The 17,006-nt window shown below is 69.5% G+C and carries 12 protein-coding genes; 8 read left to right on the forward strand and 4 right to left on the reverse strand.

Annotated features, from left to right (window positions below):
- Positions 1-7: 7 nt before the first annotated feature.
- From pssA to rimI, 3 genes are read left to right on the forward strand one after another with little or no spacing between them, the layout of a single operon-like run.
- Positions 8-793 (forward strand): CDP-diacylglycerol--serine O-phosphatidyltransferase, encoded by a 786-nt coding sequence (pssA, locus tag ACT9AS_RS03405; RefSeq protein WP_445098702.1) that lies wholly within the window; start codon positions 8-10, stop codon positions 791-793.
- Positions 790-1,293, forward strand: coding sequence for a hypothetical protein (locus ACT9AS_RS03410; RefSeq protein ID WP_445098703.1), 504 nt, complete (start codon positions 790-792; stop codon positions 1,291-1,293). The genes pssA and ACT9AS_RS03410 overlap by 4 nt, the downstream gene beginning before the upstream one ends.
- Positions 1,290-1,775 carry a ribosomal protein S18-alanine N-acetyltransferase gene (rimI, locus tag ACT9AS_RS03415; protein WP_445098704.1) on the forward strand — a complete coding sequence of 162 codons (486 nt, stop codon included), beginning with the start codon at positions 1,290-1,292 and terminating at the stop codon, positions 1,773-1,775. The genes ACT9AS_RS03410 and rimI overlap by 4 nt, the downstream gene beginning before the upstream one ends.
- Positions 1,776-2,077: 302 nt before the next feature.
- Here rimI and ACT9AS_RS03420 read toward each other — a convergent pair whose 3' ends face one another.
- The 3 genes from ACT9AS_RS03420 to ACT9AS_RS03430 all read right to left on the reverse strand — a co-directional run bounded on the left by ACT9AS_RS03420 (position 2,078) and on the right by ACT9AS_RS03430 (position 7,030).
- Complete coding sequence (locus tag ACT9AS_RS03420) at positions 2,078-4,960, reverse strand: valine--tRNA ligase (protein ID WP_445098705.1); 2,883 nt, start codon at positions 4,958-4,960, stop codon at positions 2,078-2,080.
- Positions 4,961-5,112: 152 nt separating this feature from the next.
- Positions 5,113-5,535, reverse strand: a complete 423-nt coding sequence (locus ACT9AS_RS03425; RefSeq protein WP_445098706.1) for a DNA polymerase III subunit chi — start codon at positions 5,533-5,535, stop codon at positions 5,113-5,115.
- Positions 5,536-5,545: 10 nt separating this feature from the next.
- Complete coding sequence (locus ACT9AS_RS03430; protein ID WP_445098707.1) at positions 5,546-7,030, reverse strand: leucyl aminopeptidase; 1,485 nt, start codon at positions 7,028-7,030, stop codon at positions 5,546-5,548.
- A 257-nt stretch (positions 7,031-7,287) separates the two neighbouring features.
- On the opposite strand from ACT9AS_RS03430, the gene lptF reads away from it, so the two are divergent.
- Positions 7,288-8,397, forward strand: coding sequence for an LPS export ABC transporter permease LptF (gene lptF / locus ACT9AS_RS03435; RefSeq protein WP_445098708.1), 1,110 nt, complete (start codon positions 7,288-7,290; stop codon positions 8,395-8,397).
- Entirely contained in the window at positions 8,394-9,494 is a 1,101-nt protein-coding gene (gene lptG / locus ACT9AS_RS03440; protein WP_445098709.1) for an LPS export ABC transporter permease LptG, read from the forward strand. Before lptF ends, lptG begins: the two co-directional genes overlap by 4 nt.
- Before the next feature lie 773 nt (positions 9,495-10,267).
- Here lptG and ACT9AS_RS03445 read toward each other — a convergent pair.
- The gene (locus ACT9AS_RS03445) at positions 10,268-10,744 is read right to left on the reverse strand and encodes an RDD family protein (protein ID WP_445098710.1); all 477 of its coding nucleotides are present in this window, start codon (positions 10,742-10,744) and stop codon (positions 10,268-10,270) included.
- Positions 10,745-10,916: 172 nt separating this feature from the next.
- Here ACT9AS_RS03445 and xerD point away from each other — a divergent pair, with 172 nt between their 5' ends.
- From xerD to purL, 3 genes are all read left to right on the forward strand, one after another.
- Positions 10,917-11,870: a site-specific tyrosine recombinase XerD gene (gene xerD, locus ACT9AS_RS03450; RefSeq protein WP_445098711.1), complete on the forward strand. Its 954-nt coding sequence runs from the start codon at positions 10,917-10,919 to the stop codon at positions 11,868-11,870.
- Positions 11,871-11,969: 99 nt separating this feature from the next.
- The gene (locus tag ACT9AS_RS03455; RefSeq protein WP_445098712.1) at positions 11,970-12,785 is read left to right on the forward strand and encodes a thioredoxin fold domain-containing protein; all 816 of its coding nucleotides are present in this window, start codon (positions 11,970-11,972) and stop codon (positions 12,783-12,785) included.
- 44 nt (positions 12,786-12,829) lie between these two features.
- Positions 12,830-16,993 carry a phosphoribosylformylglycinamidine synthase gene (purL, locus tag ACT9AS_RS03460; protein WP_445098713.1) on the forward strand — a complete coding sequence of 1,388 codons (4,164 nt, stop codon included), beginning with the start codon at positions 12,830-12,832 and terminating at the stop codon, positions 16,991-16,993.
- The last annotated feature ends 13 nt before the right edge of the window (positions 16,994-17,006 follow it).

Consider the following 17,006-nt stretch of genomic DNA (forward strand, 5'->3'; position numbering starts at 1 on the left):
TGCCGAAATGGAACCGACGCACCCAAGCACGCCCCCCGATCGACCCCGCGGGCGCGGCATTTACCTGCTGCCCAACCTGTTCACCACGGGCGGACTGTTCGCCGGGTATTTCGCGATCATCGCCGCCACCCAGGGCCGGTTCGACGACGCCTGCATCGCGATCTTCGTGGCCGCGATCCTCGATGGCATCGACGGCCGGGTCGCGCGGCTGACCAATACCCAGAGCGAGTTCGGGGTGCAGTACGACTCGCTGGCCGACCTGATCAGCTTCGGCCTGGCGCCGTCGCTGGTGCTCTACCACTGGGCGCTGGCGTCGATGCGGCTGGACGGGGCCACGGCGGGCAAGGTCGGCTGGGTGGTCGCGTTCCTTTACGCGGCCTGCGCGGCGTTGCGGCTGGCGCGCTTCAATTCGCAGGTGAACCAGGTCGACAAGCGCTGGTTCATCGGCCTGGCGAGCCCGGCGGCGGCCGGCTTGCTGGCCAGTTTCGTCTGGGTCTGCTTCGCGCTGGGTTACGAAGGGTCGCAGTTGCGCTACCTGGCGCTGGCGATGACTGCCGCGGCGGCGTTGCTGATGGTCAGCCGGGTGCGCTATTTCAGCTTCAAGGGCAGCGGACCGCGCCACGACAAGCTGCCGTTCCTGTCGGTGGTGGTGGTGCTGGCGGTGCTGGCGGCGATCGCGATCAATCCGCCGATGGTGCTGCTGGCGATCCTCGGCCTGTATGCGCTGAGCGGCCCGTTGCACGCAGGTTACCGCCGGCTGCGGCGGCTGCCGGCGGCGGAGCCGGCACCGTGAGCCTGTGGGATCCGCAACAACGCGAGTGGTTGCAGGCGCTTGGCCATCCGCTGTGGGGGCTGGCCGGCGACGACGTTGAAGTCGACGCCGCTGCGCCTGCGGCAGCACCTTCCACGGACACGCGCGAGACCGGGGCGGTCGTGCTGGATCCGAATACGGCGATCCGGTCGCCCGGGCCGCCTGCGGCCCGTCCGCGTCCTCCGGCCCCGCCGGCCCCGGAAACCATGGCTGCGGACGCCGTGGCCCGGCGCGTGCCGGACCGGCCCCGCACCGATCTGGCAACCAAGATGGCCGCGCTCGAGGCTGCACGCGCGGGCGCGACGCGCGAAGTCGATGGCCCCCTGCGCGAGGCCCTGCTGCGCGCCACCGGGCAGTTGCCGGCGGTGGCCGCGCGGACCCTGCGCGAGCTCGGCGTGGACCCGGATGCGTTGCGCGGCGACCCGGCTGCAAAGCGCGCGCTGTGGCGTCGCCTGCGGCCGTTGCGGAAAACGGGCAGATGAGCGCGGTCGCCTGCGACCCGGCCCCGGTCACCGCGCTGCGCCCGATGCGCGACGACGACCTGGTCGCGGTGCATGCGCTCGAGGTCCGCGCCTACGAGTTCCCGTGGACGATGGGGATCTTCCGCGACTGCCTGCGCGCGGACTATCCGGCGTGGGTGTTGCAGATGGACGATCGCATTGCCGGCTATTGCCTGATGAGCATCGCCGCCGGCGAGGCGCACGTGCTCAACGTCTGCATCGCCCCCGAACTGCACGGCCGCGGGCTTGGCCGGCAACTGCTGCACGCGCTGCTCCGGCTCGCGCGCGCGCGCCGCGTCGAAAGGGTGTTCCTCGAAGTACGGCCGAGCAACGCCGCCGCCATCCGCCTGTACGACAGCGAAGGCTTCAACGAGATCGGCCGCCGCCCGCGCTATTACCCCGCCCGCGGCGGCCGCGAGGACGCGCTGGTAATGGCGCTGGAACTGCTCCCGCCGCAAATGTAGGAGCGACGTAAGTCGCGAATGCACGACGCACCGCGCAAGCGTGATCGGACGCCAGGCGGGGCATCACCGGTCGAGGTTTTGAAACCGCTTGGCAAACGGATGCAAACGCCCCGGCCGGGCTGTGGACTTCGCGACTCACGTCGCTCCTACATATCCGGTTGTAGGAGCGACGTAAGTCGCGAACGCACGATGCGCCGCGCAAACGTGACCGGGCGCCAGGCGCAGCATCACGGGTCGAGGTTTTGAAGCCGTGCGTCCAGAGCGGGGACGCTTTGGACACACGGCGCAAACGCGACTCCGGCTCAGCCCAGTTTCGCGCGCTGCGTCGCCAATGCCTCGCGCTGCACGTTCCAGTCGACCAGGCGCGTACGCTCCTGCTCGACCACCGCCGGCGGGGCGTTGTTGACGAAGGTCTCGCTGGCGAGCTTGCCGTTGCACTTGGCGATCTCGGTTTCGACCCGTTTGATTTCCTTGTCGAGGCGGGCGCGCTCGGCACCCAGGTCGACCAGGCCCTCCAGCGGCACCAGCAGCTTCAGCTCCCCGACCACGGCGGTGGCCGCGGCGGGCGCGCTGGCTGCGTCGTCGATGAATTCGATCCGGTCCAGCCGCACCAGGAAACGCAGCGAGCTGTCGAAGCGCGACGTGCGCGTGCGATCGTTGTCGTCGCTCCCGGCCAACAGCAGGGTGACCTGCTTGGATGGCGCGACGTTGAGTTCGCTGCGCACCCGGCGCAGTGCCGACACCATCGACTTGAGCCATTCGACATCAGCCTCGGCCCCGGCGTAGCCGTCGACCGCGAAGTCGGCGGCGCGCGGGTAGGGCTGCAGCATGATGGTGTCGCCCTCGATGCCCAGGCGCGGCGCGACCTGCTGCCACAGCTCCTCGGTCACGAACGGCACCAGCGGGTGCAGCAGGCTCAGCAGGCGTTCGAGTACGTACAGCAGGGTGTGGCGGGTGCTGTCGACGGCCGTGGTGTCATCGCCGTTGAGCGCAGGCTTGGCCAGTTCGACGAACCAGTCGCAGAAGTCGTTCCAGGCGAACTCGTAGAGCGACTGCGCTAGCAGGTCGAAGCGGTAGGCGGCGAATTGCCGCTCGGCTTCGGCGGCGGTCTTCGCGAGTTGCGCGAGGATCCAGCGCTCGGCGTCGGTGTTCGGCTGCGGGGCGCCCTCGAAATGCGCGCCCTCGGTGTTCATCAGCACGAAGCGGGTCGCGTTCCACAGCTTGTTGCAGAAATTCTTGTAGCCCTCGGCGCGGCCGAGGTCGAACTTGATGTCGCGGCCGGGGCCGGCCAGCGCGGCCATGGTGAAGCGCAGCGCGTCGGCGCCAAACGCCGGGATGCCTTCCGGGAACTCCTTGCGCGTGGCCTTCTCGATCTTCGGCGCGGTCTTCGGGTTCATCAGCCCGGTGGTGCGCTTGGCGACCAGCGCGTCGGCGCTGATGCCGTCGATCAGGTCCAGTGGGTCGAGCACGTTGCCCTTGGACTTGGACATCTTCTGGCCGTGCGAGTCGCGCACCAGCCCGGTCATGTAGACGTCCTTGAACGGCACCTGCCCGGTGAAGTGGTCGGTCATCATGATCATCCGGGCGACCCAGAAGAAGATGATGTCGAAGCCGGTCACCAGCACCGACGAGGGCACGAAGCGGTCGAAGCCGCGCTCGCCCATCCGCTGCTTGTCCGGCCAGCCCATCGTGCTGAACGGCCACAGCGCGGAGGAGAACCAGGTCTCCAGCACGTCACTGTCCTGCGACAGCGCGATGTCGTCGCCGAGCGAATGCTTCGCGCGGACCTCGGCCTCGTCGCGGCCGACGTAGATGGTGCCGGCGTCGTCGTACCACGCCGGGATGCGGTGGCCCCACCACAGCTGGCGGCTGATGCACCAGTCCTGGATGTTCTCCATCCAGTGGCGGTAAGTGTTGATCCAGTTCGGCGGGACGAACTTCACGTCACCGCTCTCGACCAGCTCCATGCCGCGGCTCGCCAGCCCGTCCATCTTCACGAACCACTGGTCGGTCAGGTACGGCTCGATCGCCTGGCCGCTGCGGTCGCCGCGCGGGACCTGCAGCTTGTGCGGCTTGGTCTCGACCAGCAAGCCGGCGGCTTCGAGGTCGGCGAGCACCGCCTTGCGCGCCTCGTAGCGATCGAGGCCTTGGTATTTCTGCGGGATGCATTCGATGGTGGGGCTGGTGGCTAACGCCGCATCAGCTGGCTGCGTTCCGGGCGCAGTAGCCGCCCTGTGGCCCCTGAAGCTGAAGTCGTCCAACTCTGAAGACTTAATTCTGGCTTCCGGCGTGAAGATGTTTATCAGCGGCAGCGAATGCCGCTGGCCCACCTGGTAGTCATTGAAGTCATGCGCCGGGGTCACCTTGACCACGCCGGTGCCGAACTCGCGGTCGACGTACGCATCGGCGATCACCGGAATCTCGCGGCCGGTCAGCGGCAGGGTCACCGTTTTGCCGACCAGCGCGCTGTAACGCTCGTCATCCGGGTGCACCATCACCGCGCTGTCGCCGAGCATGGTTTCCGGGCGGGTGGTGGCGACCACCAGCGAACCGCTGCCGTCGGACAACGGGTAGGAGATCGACCACAGGAAGCCGTCCTCCTCCTCGTTGACCACTTCGAGGTCGGAGATCGCAGTCTTCAGCACCGGGTCCCAGTTGACCAGACGTTGGCCGCGATAGATCAGCCCCTGCTCGTGCAGCCGCACGAACGCCTCGACCACCGCCTCGGCCGCCATCGGGTCCATCGTGAACACGCTGCGCGACCAGTCGCCGGACGCGCCGAGCCGGCGCATCTGCCTCTCGATGGTGTCGCCGGAGGTGCCCTTCCACTGCCAGACCTTCTCGATGAAGCCGTCGCGGCCGAGCGAATCACGGGTCTCGCCATTGCCTTCCAGCGCGAGGTTGCGCGCCACCACCATTTCGGTGGCGATGCCGGCGTGGTCGCTGCCCATCTGCCATAGGGTGTCGTAGCCGCGCATGCGGTGGTAGCGCACCAGCGCGTCCATCAGCGTGTGCTGGAACGCGTGGCCCATGTGCAGGGTGCCGGTGACGTTCGGCGGCGGCAGCAGGATCGAATAGGACTCGCCCTTGCCGGTCGGCTGGAACACGCCGCTGGATTCCCACTGCTGGTACAGCCGGGATTCGAACTGGGTGGGGTCGTAGCTGGAGGCGAGGGTGTCGGTCATGGGCGTCGAGGTGGTTGGCTCCCTCTCCCGCGTGCGGGAGAGGGCTGGGGTGAGGGCGCGCGAAACGGGCTTGCGTCGGGTGTTGCGGTGTCGCTTGCCCTCATCCGCCCTTCGGGCACCTTCTCCCGCAAGCGGGAGAAGGAAAATCGGCGTTACATGTCGTGCTTGCTGACGTCCAGGCCGCGGGCTGCGTATTGCTTCCAGCGCACGCGTGACGGGGCGCGGGCGGATTCGTCGGCGGGCACCACTTCCAGCACCCGGTCGAACTGGCCCTCGACCGCGGCATCGCGCAGGTTGATCACCAGCGGCCGCAGCGCGACGTCGGTGTCGGGCGCGGCGATCAGCACCGTCGCTTCCTCCTCGTCGTCCTCCGCGCCGGCGATCTGGTGCGGGACGTAGGCGTCGGGTTCGAACGACCACAGCAGGTCGTCGAGCTGCTCGGCCTGGGCGTTGTCCCGCGCCAGCACCAGCGTCGCCATGCCGGCGTCGCTGGCCTTCTTCGCGAGTTCGCAGACCAGCAGCAGCGGCTGTTCGCGGAAGCGCGGCTTGTCGATCAGGTAGAAGGTCGCGCGCACGGGGCGGGAGTTACTTCGCGGCCTGGTCGAGCAGCCACTGGCTCAGCAGGCCGACCGGGCGGCCGGTCGCCATGCCGCGCTTGCCGTCGTCGCTGCCGCTGCCGGCGATGTCCAGGTGCGCCCAGCGCTGGCCTTCGGTGAAGCGCGACAGGAAGCAGCCGGCGGTGATCGCGCCGGCCCAGCGGCCGCCGATGTTGTAGACGTCGGCGTAGGTCGAGTCGAGCATGCCCTGGTACTCGTCCCACAGCGGCAGGCGCCAGGCGCGGTCGAACACGTTCTCGCCGGCGGCGAGCAGTTCGTTGGCGAGGTCGTCGTCCTTGCTCATCAGGCCCGAGGCGTACTTGCCCAGCGCGACCATGCAGGCGCCGGTCAGGGTGGCGACGTCGACCAGTGCCTGCGGCTGGTACTTCTGCGCGTAGGTCAGCGCGTCGCACAGGATCAGCCGGCCCTCGGCGTCGGTGTTGCCGACCTCGATCGTCTTGCCGGACATGCTGGTCAGCACGTCGGACGGGCGGTAGGCGTCGGCGTCGGGCATGTTCTCGACCGCCGGCACGATCACGACGAGATTGACCGGCAGCCGCATCCCGACCGCGGACACGAAGGTGCCCATCACGGTCGCGCCGCCGCACATGTCGAACTTCATCTCCTCGATCCCGCCCTGGGTCTTGAGGTTGATGCCGCCGGTGTCGAAGGTGATGCCCTTGCCGACCAGCACGTAGGGTTTGGCGTCGCCGCCGCCGTCGTACTTCAGCGCGATGAGCTTGGGCGGGTTGGCCGAGCCGCGGCCGACCGCGAGCAGCGAACCCATGCCGAGCTTCTCCATCGCGGCGACGTCGAGCACCTCGCAACTGGTGTTGTCGAAGCGGCCGGCGAATTCCTGCGCCTGCTGCGCGAGGTAGGCGGGGTTGCAGACGTTCGGCGGCAGGTTGCCGAGTTCGCGGGCGAAGGCGACGCCGGCGGCGATCGCCTGGCCGTGGGCGAGGGCGGTCTTGTCGTCGCCGCTGATCGACAGTTTGCGCAGCCCGGGCTCGCCGTCCTTCTTCTTGTTCTTCGCGCCGAGGGTGGCGCTGTAGCGGTAGCAGGCGTGGTCGGCGGCGATCGCGGCCTGGCGGATCGCCCAGGCGCCGTCGCGGCCGGCGACCGGCACCTCGCTGAGGGTGAACAGCGCATGCGCGACCGGACCGGTCTTGAGTGCGCGGGCGGCGTCGCCAACCGCCTTGAGGTACTGCGGCACGCCGAACTTGGCGGCATCGCCCAGGCCGATCACCAGCACCCGCGGCGCGGTGACGCCGTCGAGGTCGTGCAGCAGCGCGGTCTTGCCGGTCTTGCCGCCGACATCGCCACGGGCCAGCAATTTGCCGATGCGGCCGCCGCTGGCGTCGTCGAGCGCCTGTCCGGCGGCGGTCAGGGTGTTGTCAGCGAACGCGCCGACGACAACGCAATCCACCTGGGCGGTGGTCGCAGCGTCGCGGTTCAGGTCGAATTCGAGGGCCATGCAACAGATTCCGGGGGGTTGTGAAAGGATGGTTCGAACCCGTGGCCGGTGGCGCCGGTGCGGCGAAAACCTCCGATCCGGGTGACAATGCGGGTCGGATCGCGCCGGGCGCGGTCGCCGCCCGGTACACGGGTCGGGCTCGAACGAACCAGTGAGTCTAAAGCAAGCCCCTGCGGTTTCCGAACGCCCGCGCCGCGCCCCACCTGCCAAGTCCAGCCCCGCAGCCCCGTCCGCACACTCCCGGAATCCGCACCTCGATGCCCAAGCTCGACCGCTACCTGCTCAGCGAATTCACCCAGTCGACCTTCGCCGCCCTGGTGATCCTGCTGATCGTCAGCGTCGGCGGGGTGATCACCGACGTGCTCAAGGACATCGCCTCCGGCCGCCTGCCGGCGGGGCTGATGCTGGCCCAGCTTGGCCTGGTGCTGCTCAACTGGCTGCCGTTGATCCTGCCGCTGGCGCTGATGCTGGGGCTGATGCTCGGCGTCGGCCGGCTCTATCGCGACTCCGAGATGCCGGTGATCGCCTCGATCGGCGTCGGCCCGCGGCGACTGCTCAAGCCGGTGCTGCTGCTGGTGGTGCCGGTGGTGCTGGTGGTCGGGCTGTGCTCGCTGTGGCTGGGACCGATGGCGGAGCGGATCTCGCGGCAGATGATCCACGAGGCCAACCGCAACCTGGTGGTGTCGGGGCTGGAGCCGGGCAGCTTCACCGAAATCCCGGGCGGCGGCGGGGTGGTCTACGTCGGCGCGATGTCGACCGATGGCAGCCAGTTCCGGCGGATCTTCATCTATCGGCAGTCCGAGGACCGGCTCGACGTCACCACATCGAATACCGGCTCGCTCGCGGTCGACGACAGCGGCGAGCGTTACCTGACCCTGGATGAGGGCTTCCAGGTCGAGGGGCCGCGTGACGGCGGGCTGGATTACCGGCTGATGCGCTACGCCAGCAACGAGGTGCGCCTGCCGGCCGGCGATTCGCGCTACGACCCGGAAGACCCCGAGATCCTGCCGACCCGGCAGTTGCTCGGCGACGAGCGCCCGGCCGCCCATGCCCAGTTGCACGCCCGGATCGCGCCGCCGCTGCTGACCCTGGCGTTCGCGCTGATGGCGATCCCGCTGGCCCGCAGCACCCCGCGCCAGGCCCGCTACGGCCGGGTGATGATGGGCTTCCTGGCCTATCTGGTCGGGATGGACATGATGCTGATGGGCACCGACTGGCTCGAGAGTGGCCGGATCCCGGTGGCGCTGGGCCTGTGGTGGCTGGTGCTGCCGCTGCTGGCGCTGGCGTTGTGGCTGTATTTCACCGACGGGCGGATGCGTCGTTCGCGCCAGCCCCGCCAGGCCGGGCCGCAGGGGGCGACGCCATGATGCCGTTCCCGAAGATCCACGATGTCTACCTCGGCAAGGTCGTCATCGGCACCGTGTTGCTGACCTGGGCGGTGCTGCTCGGGCTCGACGTGATGTTGAACCTGTTCACCGAGTTCGGCGACGTCGGCGAGGGCAACTACGGGGTCACCGAGGCGATCGTGTACATGCTCTACACGGTGCCGCGGCGGGCCTACACGCTGTTCCCGACCGCCGCGGTGATCGGTTCGCTGATGGCGCTGGGCCAGTTGGCGGCGACTTCGGAACTCACCGCGTTCCGCGCGATCGGGCTGTCGCGCCGGCGCCTCAGCGTCACCGTCGCGGTGGCGCTGGCGGTCCTGACGCTGCTGATGGTGGTCAGTGGCGAGACGTTGGGGCCGTGGGGCCAGCGGCGGGCCGATGCGCTGAAGGCGTCGTCGCGTTCCGACAACCTGATCGTCGCGCAGTATTCGGGCGTGTGGGCGCGCGAGGGCGACATCATCCTCAATGCCGAGGGCGGCGAGGAGCACGACAACGGCACCGACAAGTGGCTGGAGTTGCGTGACGTGCGGCTGTACGAGTTCGACGACGACGGCCGGCTGGAGTCGCTGGCGCTGGCGAAGGTGGCCGAGCATCGCCCGGGTGGCTGGCTGCTGCGCGACGTCACGCGGACGACGTTCGGGCCCGATTCGGTGAGCCAGTCGAAGGTGGCCGAGGAGCGCTGGGAGTCGCAACTGGATGCGACGGCGTTGAGTGCGGACATCGATCGTCCGCGTTATCTCAGTGCGGCGGAGCTGCGTGATGCGATCCAGTACCGGGTGCGCAACGCGCTGGATGCGAGCGAGTACGAGGAGCACTACTGGGGGCGGTGGTTCTATCCGCTCAACGTGCTGGCGCTGTGCCTGGCGGCAATCCCGTTCGCGTTCGGCAGCCTGCGCAGTGGCGGGCTGGGCAAGCGGCTGTTCATCGGCATCGTGTTCGCGCTGGGGTTCTGGCTGCTGCAGACGCAGTTCGTGAAGATGGCCAGTGCGTTCAAGTTCGACTTCCGCGTCGCGTACGCGCTGCCGACGCTGATCATGATTGCGGTGTCGGTGTTCCTGTTCAAGAAGCGGTCGGGTTGAGTTGGCTGGGCCGCGACGGCGACGCCGACGGTCAGGGCAACCGCAATAGCAACAGCAAGAACGACTGCAGCAACACGAACAACCGCAACGGCAATAGCAAGAGCAAGAGCAACGGTGCGGGGTTCGCGGCTTTGGGAGAGAGGCGCCGCCCTGCCGGGGTGTTGTCTCCGCCCCTCCGTCGGGCCATCCATGGCCCGAGTCGGGGCCGTGCGCCATCCATGGCGCACTCGCCGCAACACCCCGACAGGACGCCGCGTCGCGATTTGTGAGTTTGCGGTTTCGGGCTTGGTTTGCGGGCTCGCGACTTGCCATTCGCGGAGCGAAACATTGCTGTTGCGAATATCGCTGACATCTCCCAGTCGCGAGCAAACACGCCTTTTGTAGGAGCGACGTAAGTCGCGAACGCACGGCAACCACGGATAGCAGAGAAATCGCGACTTACGTCGCTCCTACAACGGAGCTGCTCTCCTTGCACTACCGCAGGGCAGCTGGTCAGGAGGTGGCCGGTGGTGGGATTGCGGAAAAGCGGGCCATGGATGGCCCGCGGCCCGCCTCAGGGCAGGGTGAGCGCAGGCGGTTTGCGCGGCACTGCCGCGCGCCTGCGCGAACGCCCGGCGCGTTGCGCCGGGCCGGACCGCGGAGCGGCCCTGATGAAGGGCTGGAGCAATGCCACCGCCGGCCGCCTCCTGCGCGACAGACTCCATCGCGTAAGGTGGTTTTTTGTATCTCGCGTACTCGTCGCGACCGACCCCCCAACAGCGATGATGTTCCTTCTAGCCGGCTTTCGGCTCCCGACGAATCCGCGTCCCGCTCACACGGTCATGCCAGGTCAACCGGTCGCGATCGAACCACGCCCACCAGAAGCCCAGCCCGGCCAGCAGCAGCGACACCGTGCCAACCGCATAGCGCAAGCCCAGCTCCCGGTAGCCGGCCGGCGTGCCGTCGATGCCGACCACCCGCAACCGCCACGGGCGCATGCCGAGGGTCTGGCCGCCGCGGCGCCAGCTGAGCAGCGCGTAGCCCCCCGCCAGCAGCCAGCACACTGCCCACAACGCCAGTTGCAACGGGCTGAACGGCGCGATGTTCTGGTGCCGGTCGTGCCCGGCGAGCGTGTAGCCGACCGCGAAAACGGTGCCGGCGACCATCCACAAGGCGAGCACCGGCCAGAGGTCGTAGAACAGCGCGAGCAGGCGCCAGCCGATCAGTGCGGCAGGGCGGGTCGAGGTCTCGGATGGGGTGGGATCGCTCATCTGGGCCGGAAGTGGAGGCAGCGGCGGGCAGTTTAGAGCAGCCGTTCGATACGGCCGGCGCGGCGGGCCGTTGCCGGTGCATTGCGTACTGCCGTTCCCGGCTTCCAACAGGATTCAATCACGCGCAACTCCGCAGTCCAGGCCGCCCCGACCATTCGACTAAGCTTTCCGGATGAGTTCCCGCACGCCCGCCGACCGCCGCCAGGCCGCCATGGCGCTTCCGTCCGTTCCGGAGGCCGACAGCCGCGTCATCGATGCCTTCCTTGATGCGATCTGGGCCGAGAACGGCCTCGCCCAGCCGACCCTCGACAGCTACCGGCGCGACCTCGCGGGTTTCGCGCGCTGGCGCGATGGCGATGGGGGCGGCCTGGCTGGCGCCGACCGCGCGGCGCTGTTCGCCTACCTGGCCTGGCGGATGCGCGAGGGCTATTCGCCGCGCAGCAATGCGCGTTTGCTGTCGGCGTTGCGGGCGTTCTTTGGCTGGCAGGTGCGCCGTGGTGGGCGTGATGACGATCCGACCGCGCTGCTGGACCCGCCCCGGCTGCCGCGCTCGCTGCCCAAGGCGCTGGCCGAGAGCCAGGTCGAGGCGTTGCTGGCCGCTCCCGACGTCGACACCCCGCTGGGCCTGCGCGACCGCGCCATGCTGGAACTGATGTATGCCTGCGGCCTGCGCGTCAGCGAGCTGGCCAACCTGCCGGCGACCGCGATCAACCTGCGCCAGGGCGTGCTGCGGGTGATGGGCAAGGGCAGCAAGGAGCGGCTGGTGCCGCTGGGCGAGGAGGCCCAGCACTGGGTCGAGCGCTACCTCGCGCAGGCGCGGCCGCAACTGGCCGGCAAGCGCGCGTTGGCGCCGCTGTTCATCGGTGCCGATGGCGAGGCGCCCAGCCGCCAGCAGCTGTGGCAACTGGTCAAGCGCCACGCGGCGGTGGCCGGGATCGACCCGGCGCGGATCAGCCCGCACGGCCTGCGCCACAGCTTCGCCACCCATCTGCTCAACCACGGTGCCGACCTGCGTGCGCTGCAGATGCTGCTCGGTCACAGCTCGCTGTCGACCACCCAGATCTACACCCTGGTGGCGCGCGAGCAGCTCAAGCAACTGCACGCGAAACACCACCCGCGCGGCTAGCAATTCCGGCCGGGGCCGGGCGTACAGCCGGCGCATGCAACAATCGCGGCTTCCCCCTACCGGGACGGTCGAACACCGCCCCCGCCTCCAGGACACCCGATGAAGCGCATCCTCCTCGTCGCCGCGCTCGGCGCGATCAGCCTCTCCGCCTGTGCCAAGACCCCGCAGGCCGACCAGGCCACGCCGGCTGCCGCCGCCGCGCCGGCCGCGGCCAAGCCCGCGGCCGGCACCGCCGACGCCCGCGCGGTGGATGCGATCGCCCAGCTCAACCCGAACGTCGAGGTCGAAAGCGTCACCGCCGCCCCACTGCCGGGCTTCCGCGAGGCGATCGTCGGCGGCCAGGTGGTGTACGTCAGCGACGACGGCCGCTACCTGTTTCTGCCCGGCGCCGGCGGCGCGCTGTTCGACACGCAGGCGAAGAAGAACCTCAGCGAGGCCGCGCTGGCCGGCATGCGCACCAAGCTGCTGGCGACGATCCCGCAGAGCGAGCGGATCGTGTTCGCGCCGCCCAACCCGGTGCATACCGTCACCGTGTTCACCGACGTGGAGTGCGGCTACTGCCGCAAGCTGCACAGCGAGATCGCCGAGTACAACGCGCAGGGCATCGCGGTCGAGTACCTCGCGTTCCCGCGGATGGGCATCGGCAGCGAGGACTTCGAGAAGATGGTCTCGGTCTGGTGCGCCAGCGACCGCAAAAAGGCGCTGACCGAGGCCAAGACCAGCGGCAAGGTCATCGACAAGGACTGCAAGAATACCGTGACCATGCAGTACAACGTCGGCCAGCGCGCGGGCCTGACCGGCACCCCGATGATCCTGGCCGAGGACGGCACCCAGCTCGGTGGCTACGTGCCGCCGAAGGCCCTGCGCGAGGCGCTGGACAAGCTGGCGGCGGACAACAGGGCCGCCGGCGCCTGACTGCCCTACAATAGCCGGCCCCGTCGACTAACGGTTCCCCGGACATGATCGTCCTCGAGGGCGCTTCCGCCCTGTCCGCGTTCCGCCGCGAACGCCTGCAAGCCCGCCTCCAGTCCGTCCATCCGCACATCCGCCTGCTCGACGCATGGCCGGTCTACTGGGTCGAACCCGACGCCGGCGCCACCCCGGACGAGGCCGCACTGCGGCGGATCCTGCAGGCCGAGCCCGATGCCGCGCCGCGCGCCGACGGCGCGGTCTCGCGCTACGTCACCCCGCGGCTTGGCACGCTGTCGCCATGGGCCAGCAAGGCCACCGAGCTGCTGCACGGCGCGACCCTGCCGGTGCAGCGGGTCGAACGCGGCACCCGCTACGACCTGGCCGGCTGGCCGGCCGATGCCGCCACCCAGGGCGAGCTGGCGAAGGTCCTGCATGACCCGATGACACAGTCGCTGCTGGCGTCGTGCGACGACGCGGCCGCGCTGTTCCAGGTACCGGCACGCGGCGAGCTCGAGCGGATCGCGCTGGACGATCTGGAAACCGCCAACGGCCGCCTCGGCCTGGCCCTGGCCGACGACGAGATCGCCTACCTGCGCGAGCGCTACGCCGCGCTCGGCCGCGAGCCGTCCGACGTCGAGCTGATGATGTTCGCGCAGGCCAATTCCGAACATTGCCGGCACAAGATCTTCAACGCCAGCTGGACCATCGACGGCCGCGAGCAGACCACCTCGCTGTTCAAGATGATCAAGCACACCCACGCGCAGACGCCGGAGAACACCCTGTCGGCGTACAGCGACAACGCCGCGGTGGTCGCCGGCTACCCGTCGCAGCGCTTCCGCCCCGACCCCGCGACCGGCGGCTATCGCGCCGAAGCAGTGGTCGACTCGGCGTTCTGCATCAAGGTCGAGACCCACAACCATCCGACCGCGATCTCGCCGTTCGCCGGCGCCTCCACCGGCAATGGTGGCGAGATCCGCGACGAGGGCGCGACCGGCCGCGGCGGCAAGCCCAAGGCCGGCCTGTGCGGGTTCTCGGTGTCGCACCTGCGCATCCCGACCCTGCCGCAGCCGTGGGAGGCGCCGCGCGCGCTGAACCCGCGGATGGCGCCGGCGCTGGAAATCATGCTCGACGGCCCGATCGGCGCGGCCGCGTTCAACAACGAGTTCGGCCGGCCGAATTTGACCGGCTACTTCCGCAGCTTCGAGCTCGACGAGGGCGGCCATGCGCGCGCCTACGACAAGCCGATCATGCTCGCCGGCGGGCTCGGCGCGATCGACCGCAGCCAGGTCGAGAAGCTCGGCCTCAAGCCCGGCCATGCCGTGATCGTTCTCGGCGGGCCGTCGATGCTGATCGGCCTCGGCGGCGGCGCGGCCAGCTCGGTCGCCTCCGGCGACAGCCACGAGGCGCTCGACTTCGCCAGCGTCCAGCGCGACAACCCGGAAATGGAGCGGCGCTGCCAGGAAGTGATCGACCGCTGCGTCGCGCTCGGCGAAGCCAACCCGATCGCCAGCGCCCACGACGTCGGCGCCGGCGGCCTGTCCAACGCGATCCCGGAGCTGCTGCACGACTCCGCCCTCGGCGGCGTGATCGACCTGGGCAAGGTGCCGACCGACGACCCGTCGCTGTCGCCGATGCAACTGTGGTGCAACGAGTCGCAGGAGCGCTACGTGCTCGGCATGCCGGTCGAGCGCGTCGCCGAGTTCACCGCGATCTGCGAACGCGAGCGCTGCCCGTTCGCGGTGGTCGGCCATGCCACCGCCGAGGAGCGGCTGGTGGTCGGCTACGGCGCCACCATAAAAACCGTCTACGGCGAAGCCGCAGCCGATTCCCTTCTCCCGCCTGCGGGGCGAAGAGGAGCGCTTGCGAGCCATGGCTCGCGCGACGATGAGCGCCTGAGCGCTATGTGCGAAGGCGGGGGCGCGGAGCGAGGTGCCCGCAGGGCGGATGAGGGCCCGCGAAACGCCGCCCAAGACGCCACCGGCCACTCCGCGCGCCCTCACCCCAGCCCTCTCCCGCAAGCGGGAGAGGGAGCCAACAGCAACTGGCCGATCGACCTCCCGATGGACCTGCTGTTCGGCAAGGCGCCGAAGATGCAGCGCGACACCCGCCGTCCCGACGACGCGCCGTGGCCGTCGCTGGACTGGAGCGGGCTCGACCTGCACGATGCCGCGCTGCGGGTGATGGCGCACCCGACCGTCGGCTCCAAGCAGTTCCTCATCACCATTGGCGACCGCAGCGTCGGCGGCCTGACCGCGCGCGACCAGATGGTCGGGCCGTGGCAGGTGCCAGTGGCCGATTGCGCGATCACCTTCGCCGGTTTCGACGGTTTCACCGGCGAGGCGATGGCGATCGGCGAGCGCACCCCGCTGGCCCTGCTCGACGCCGCCGCCGCCGCGCGGATGGCGGTCGGCGAGGCGATCACCAACCTGTGCGCGGCGCCGGTGGCGTCGCTCGACCGGATCAAGCTGTCGGCCAACTGGATGGCCGCGGCCGGCCACGATGGCGAGGACGCGCTGCTGTTCGATGCGGTCCGTGCGGTCGGGCTGGAGCTGTGCCCGCAGATCGACCTCAGCATCCCGGTCGGCAAGGATTCGCTGTCGATGCAGGCGCAGTGGCAGTCGGATGGGCAGCCAGAGAAATCCGTGTCGCCGGTGTCGCTGATCGTCAGCGCGTTCGCGCCGGTGCTCGACGTACGCCAGCAGCTGACCCCGCTGCTGAACCGCGAAGAGGATTCCGAGTTGTGGCTGATCGGCCTGGGTGCCGGCAAGCAGCGCCTCGGCGGCTCGGTGCTGGCGCAGGTGCATCCCGACGCGGTCGGCCGCAATGGCGATCCGCAGACTTCGCTGCCGGTGTTCGCCGGGCAGCCCTCCGAGGACGGCCGCCGCAACGCCGGCGTGCCCGACCTCGACAACCCGCAGCGCCTGCGCGACTTCTTCGAACTGATCCGCGAGGCGCGTGAGGCCAACCTGCTGCAGGCCTACCACGACCGTTCCGACGGCGGCGCGTTCGCGGCGCTGTGCGAAATGGCGTTCTGCTCGCACCTCGGGCTGGAGATCAACCTCGACGGCTGGGGCGAGGACCCGTTCCGCACCCTGTTCAACGAGGAGCTTGGCGCGATCGTGCAGATCAGCGCCGAGGACCGCGCCGGCTTCGCCGACCTGGTCGCGCGCCATGGCCTGATCGACTGCGCCCAGCGCATCGCCAGGCCGACCACCGCCGCCACCATCCGCATCCGCGAGGACGGCGACACCCTGGCCGAGTGGCGCTGGGACGAGTTGTTCGACGCCTGGTGGTCGACCAGCCACGCGATGCAGAAGCTGCGCGACAACCCCGAGTGCGCCGACGAGGAGCGCCTCGCCGCGCGCGACTTCAACGCGCCGGGGCTGGTGCCGAAACTCGGTTTCGACCCGGCCGAGGACATCGCCGCGCCGTTCATCGCCACCGGCGTCCGGCCGAAGGTCGCGATCCTGCGCGAGCAGGGCGTCAACGGCCAGATCGAGATGGCCGCGGCGTTCGACCGCGCCGGCTTCGAGGCGTTCGACGTGCACATGAGCGACCTGATCGCCGGCCGCGTGCAACTGGCCGACTTCAAGGGCTTCGCCGCCTGCGGTGGCTTCAGCTACGGCGACGTGCTCGGCGCGGGCCGCGGCTGGGCGACCAGCATTCTCGAACGCAGCGCGTTGCGCGACCAGTTCGCGACGTTCTTCGCCCGCGACGACAGTTTCGCGCTCGGCGTATGCAACGGCTGCCAGATGCTCAGCCAGCTCAAGCCGATCATCCCCGGCGCCGAGCACTGGCCGGTGTTCCTGCGCAACCGCAGCGAGCAGTTCGAGGCGCGTCTTAGCCTGCTCGAAGTGGTCGAGTCGCCGTCCGTGTTCCTGCGCGGCATGGCCGGCTCGCGGATTCCGGTGGTGGTCTCGCACGGCGAAGGCCGGGCGAGCTTCGACAGCAACCTCGACCGGACCGCCGCGCGCACCGCGCTGCGCTACATCGACGGTGACGGCTCGCCCGCCCGCCAGTACCCGGGCAACCCCAACGGTTCCGCCGACGCCATCGCCGGCCTGAGCAGCGCCGACGGCCGCACCACCATCCTCATGCCGCACCCGGAACGCACCCTGCGCAGCGCCAACCTGAGCTGGGCGCCGCGCGAGTGGGGCGACGATTCGCCGTGGCTGCGGATGTTCCGCAACGCCCGGATATTCGCCGGCTGACGGGGAAATCAGC

It is taken from the genome of Lysobacter sp. F60174L2, assembly GCF_052547135.1.

Excerpts from the sequence above, each read along its gene's own strand:
- rimI (WP_445098704.1), top strand. The coding sequence starts at position 1,290 with ATGAGCGCGGTCGCCTGCGACCCGGCCCCGGTCACCGCGCTGCGCCCG.
- ACT9AS_RS03420 (WP_445098705.1), bottom strand. The coding sequence starts at position 4,960 with ATGACCGACACCCTCGCCTCCAGCTACGACCCCACCCAGTTCGAATCC.
- lptG (WP_445098709.1), top strand. The coding sequence starts at position 8,394 with ATGATGCCGTTCCCGAAGATCCACGATGTCTACCTCGGCAAGGTCGTC.
- ACT9AS_RS03430 (WP_445098707.1), bottom strand. The coding sequence starts at position 7,030 with ATGGCCCTCGAATTCGACCTGAACCGCGACGCTGCGACCACCGCCCAG.
- xerD (WP_445098711.1), top strand. The coding sequence starts at position 10,917 with ATGAGTTCCCGCACGCCCGCCGACCGCCGCCAGGCCGCCATGGCGCTT.
- ACT9AS_RS03445 (WP_445098710.1), bottom strand. The coding sequence starts at position 10,744 with ATGAGCGATCCCACCCCATCCGAGACCTCGACCCGCCCTGCCGCACTG.
- lptF (WP_445098708.1), top strand. The coding sequence starts at position 7,288 with ATGCCCAAGCTCGACCGCTACCTGCTCAGCGAATTCACCCAGTCGACC.
- purL (WP_445098713.1), top strand. The coding sequence starts at position 12,830 with ATGATCGTCCTCGAGGGCGCTTCCGCCCTGTCCGCGTTCCGCCGCGAA.
- pssA (WP_445098702.1), top strand. The coding sequence starts at position 8 with ATGGAACCGACGCACCCAAGCACGCCCCCCGATCGACCCCGCGGGCGC.
- ACT9AS_RS03455 (WP_445098712.1), top strand. The coding sequence starts at position 11,970 with ATGAAGCGCATCCTCCTCGTCGCCGCGCTCGGCGCGATCAGCCTCTCC.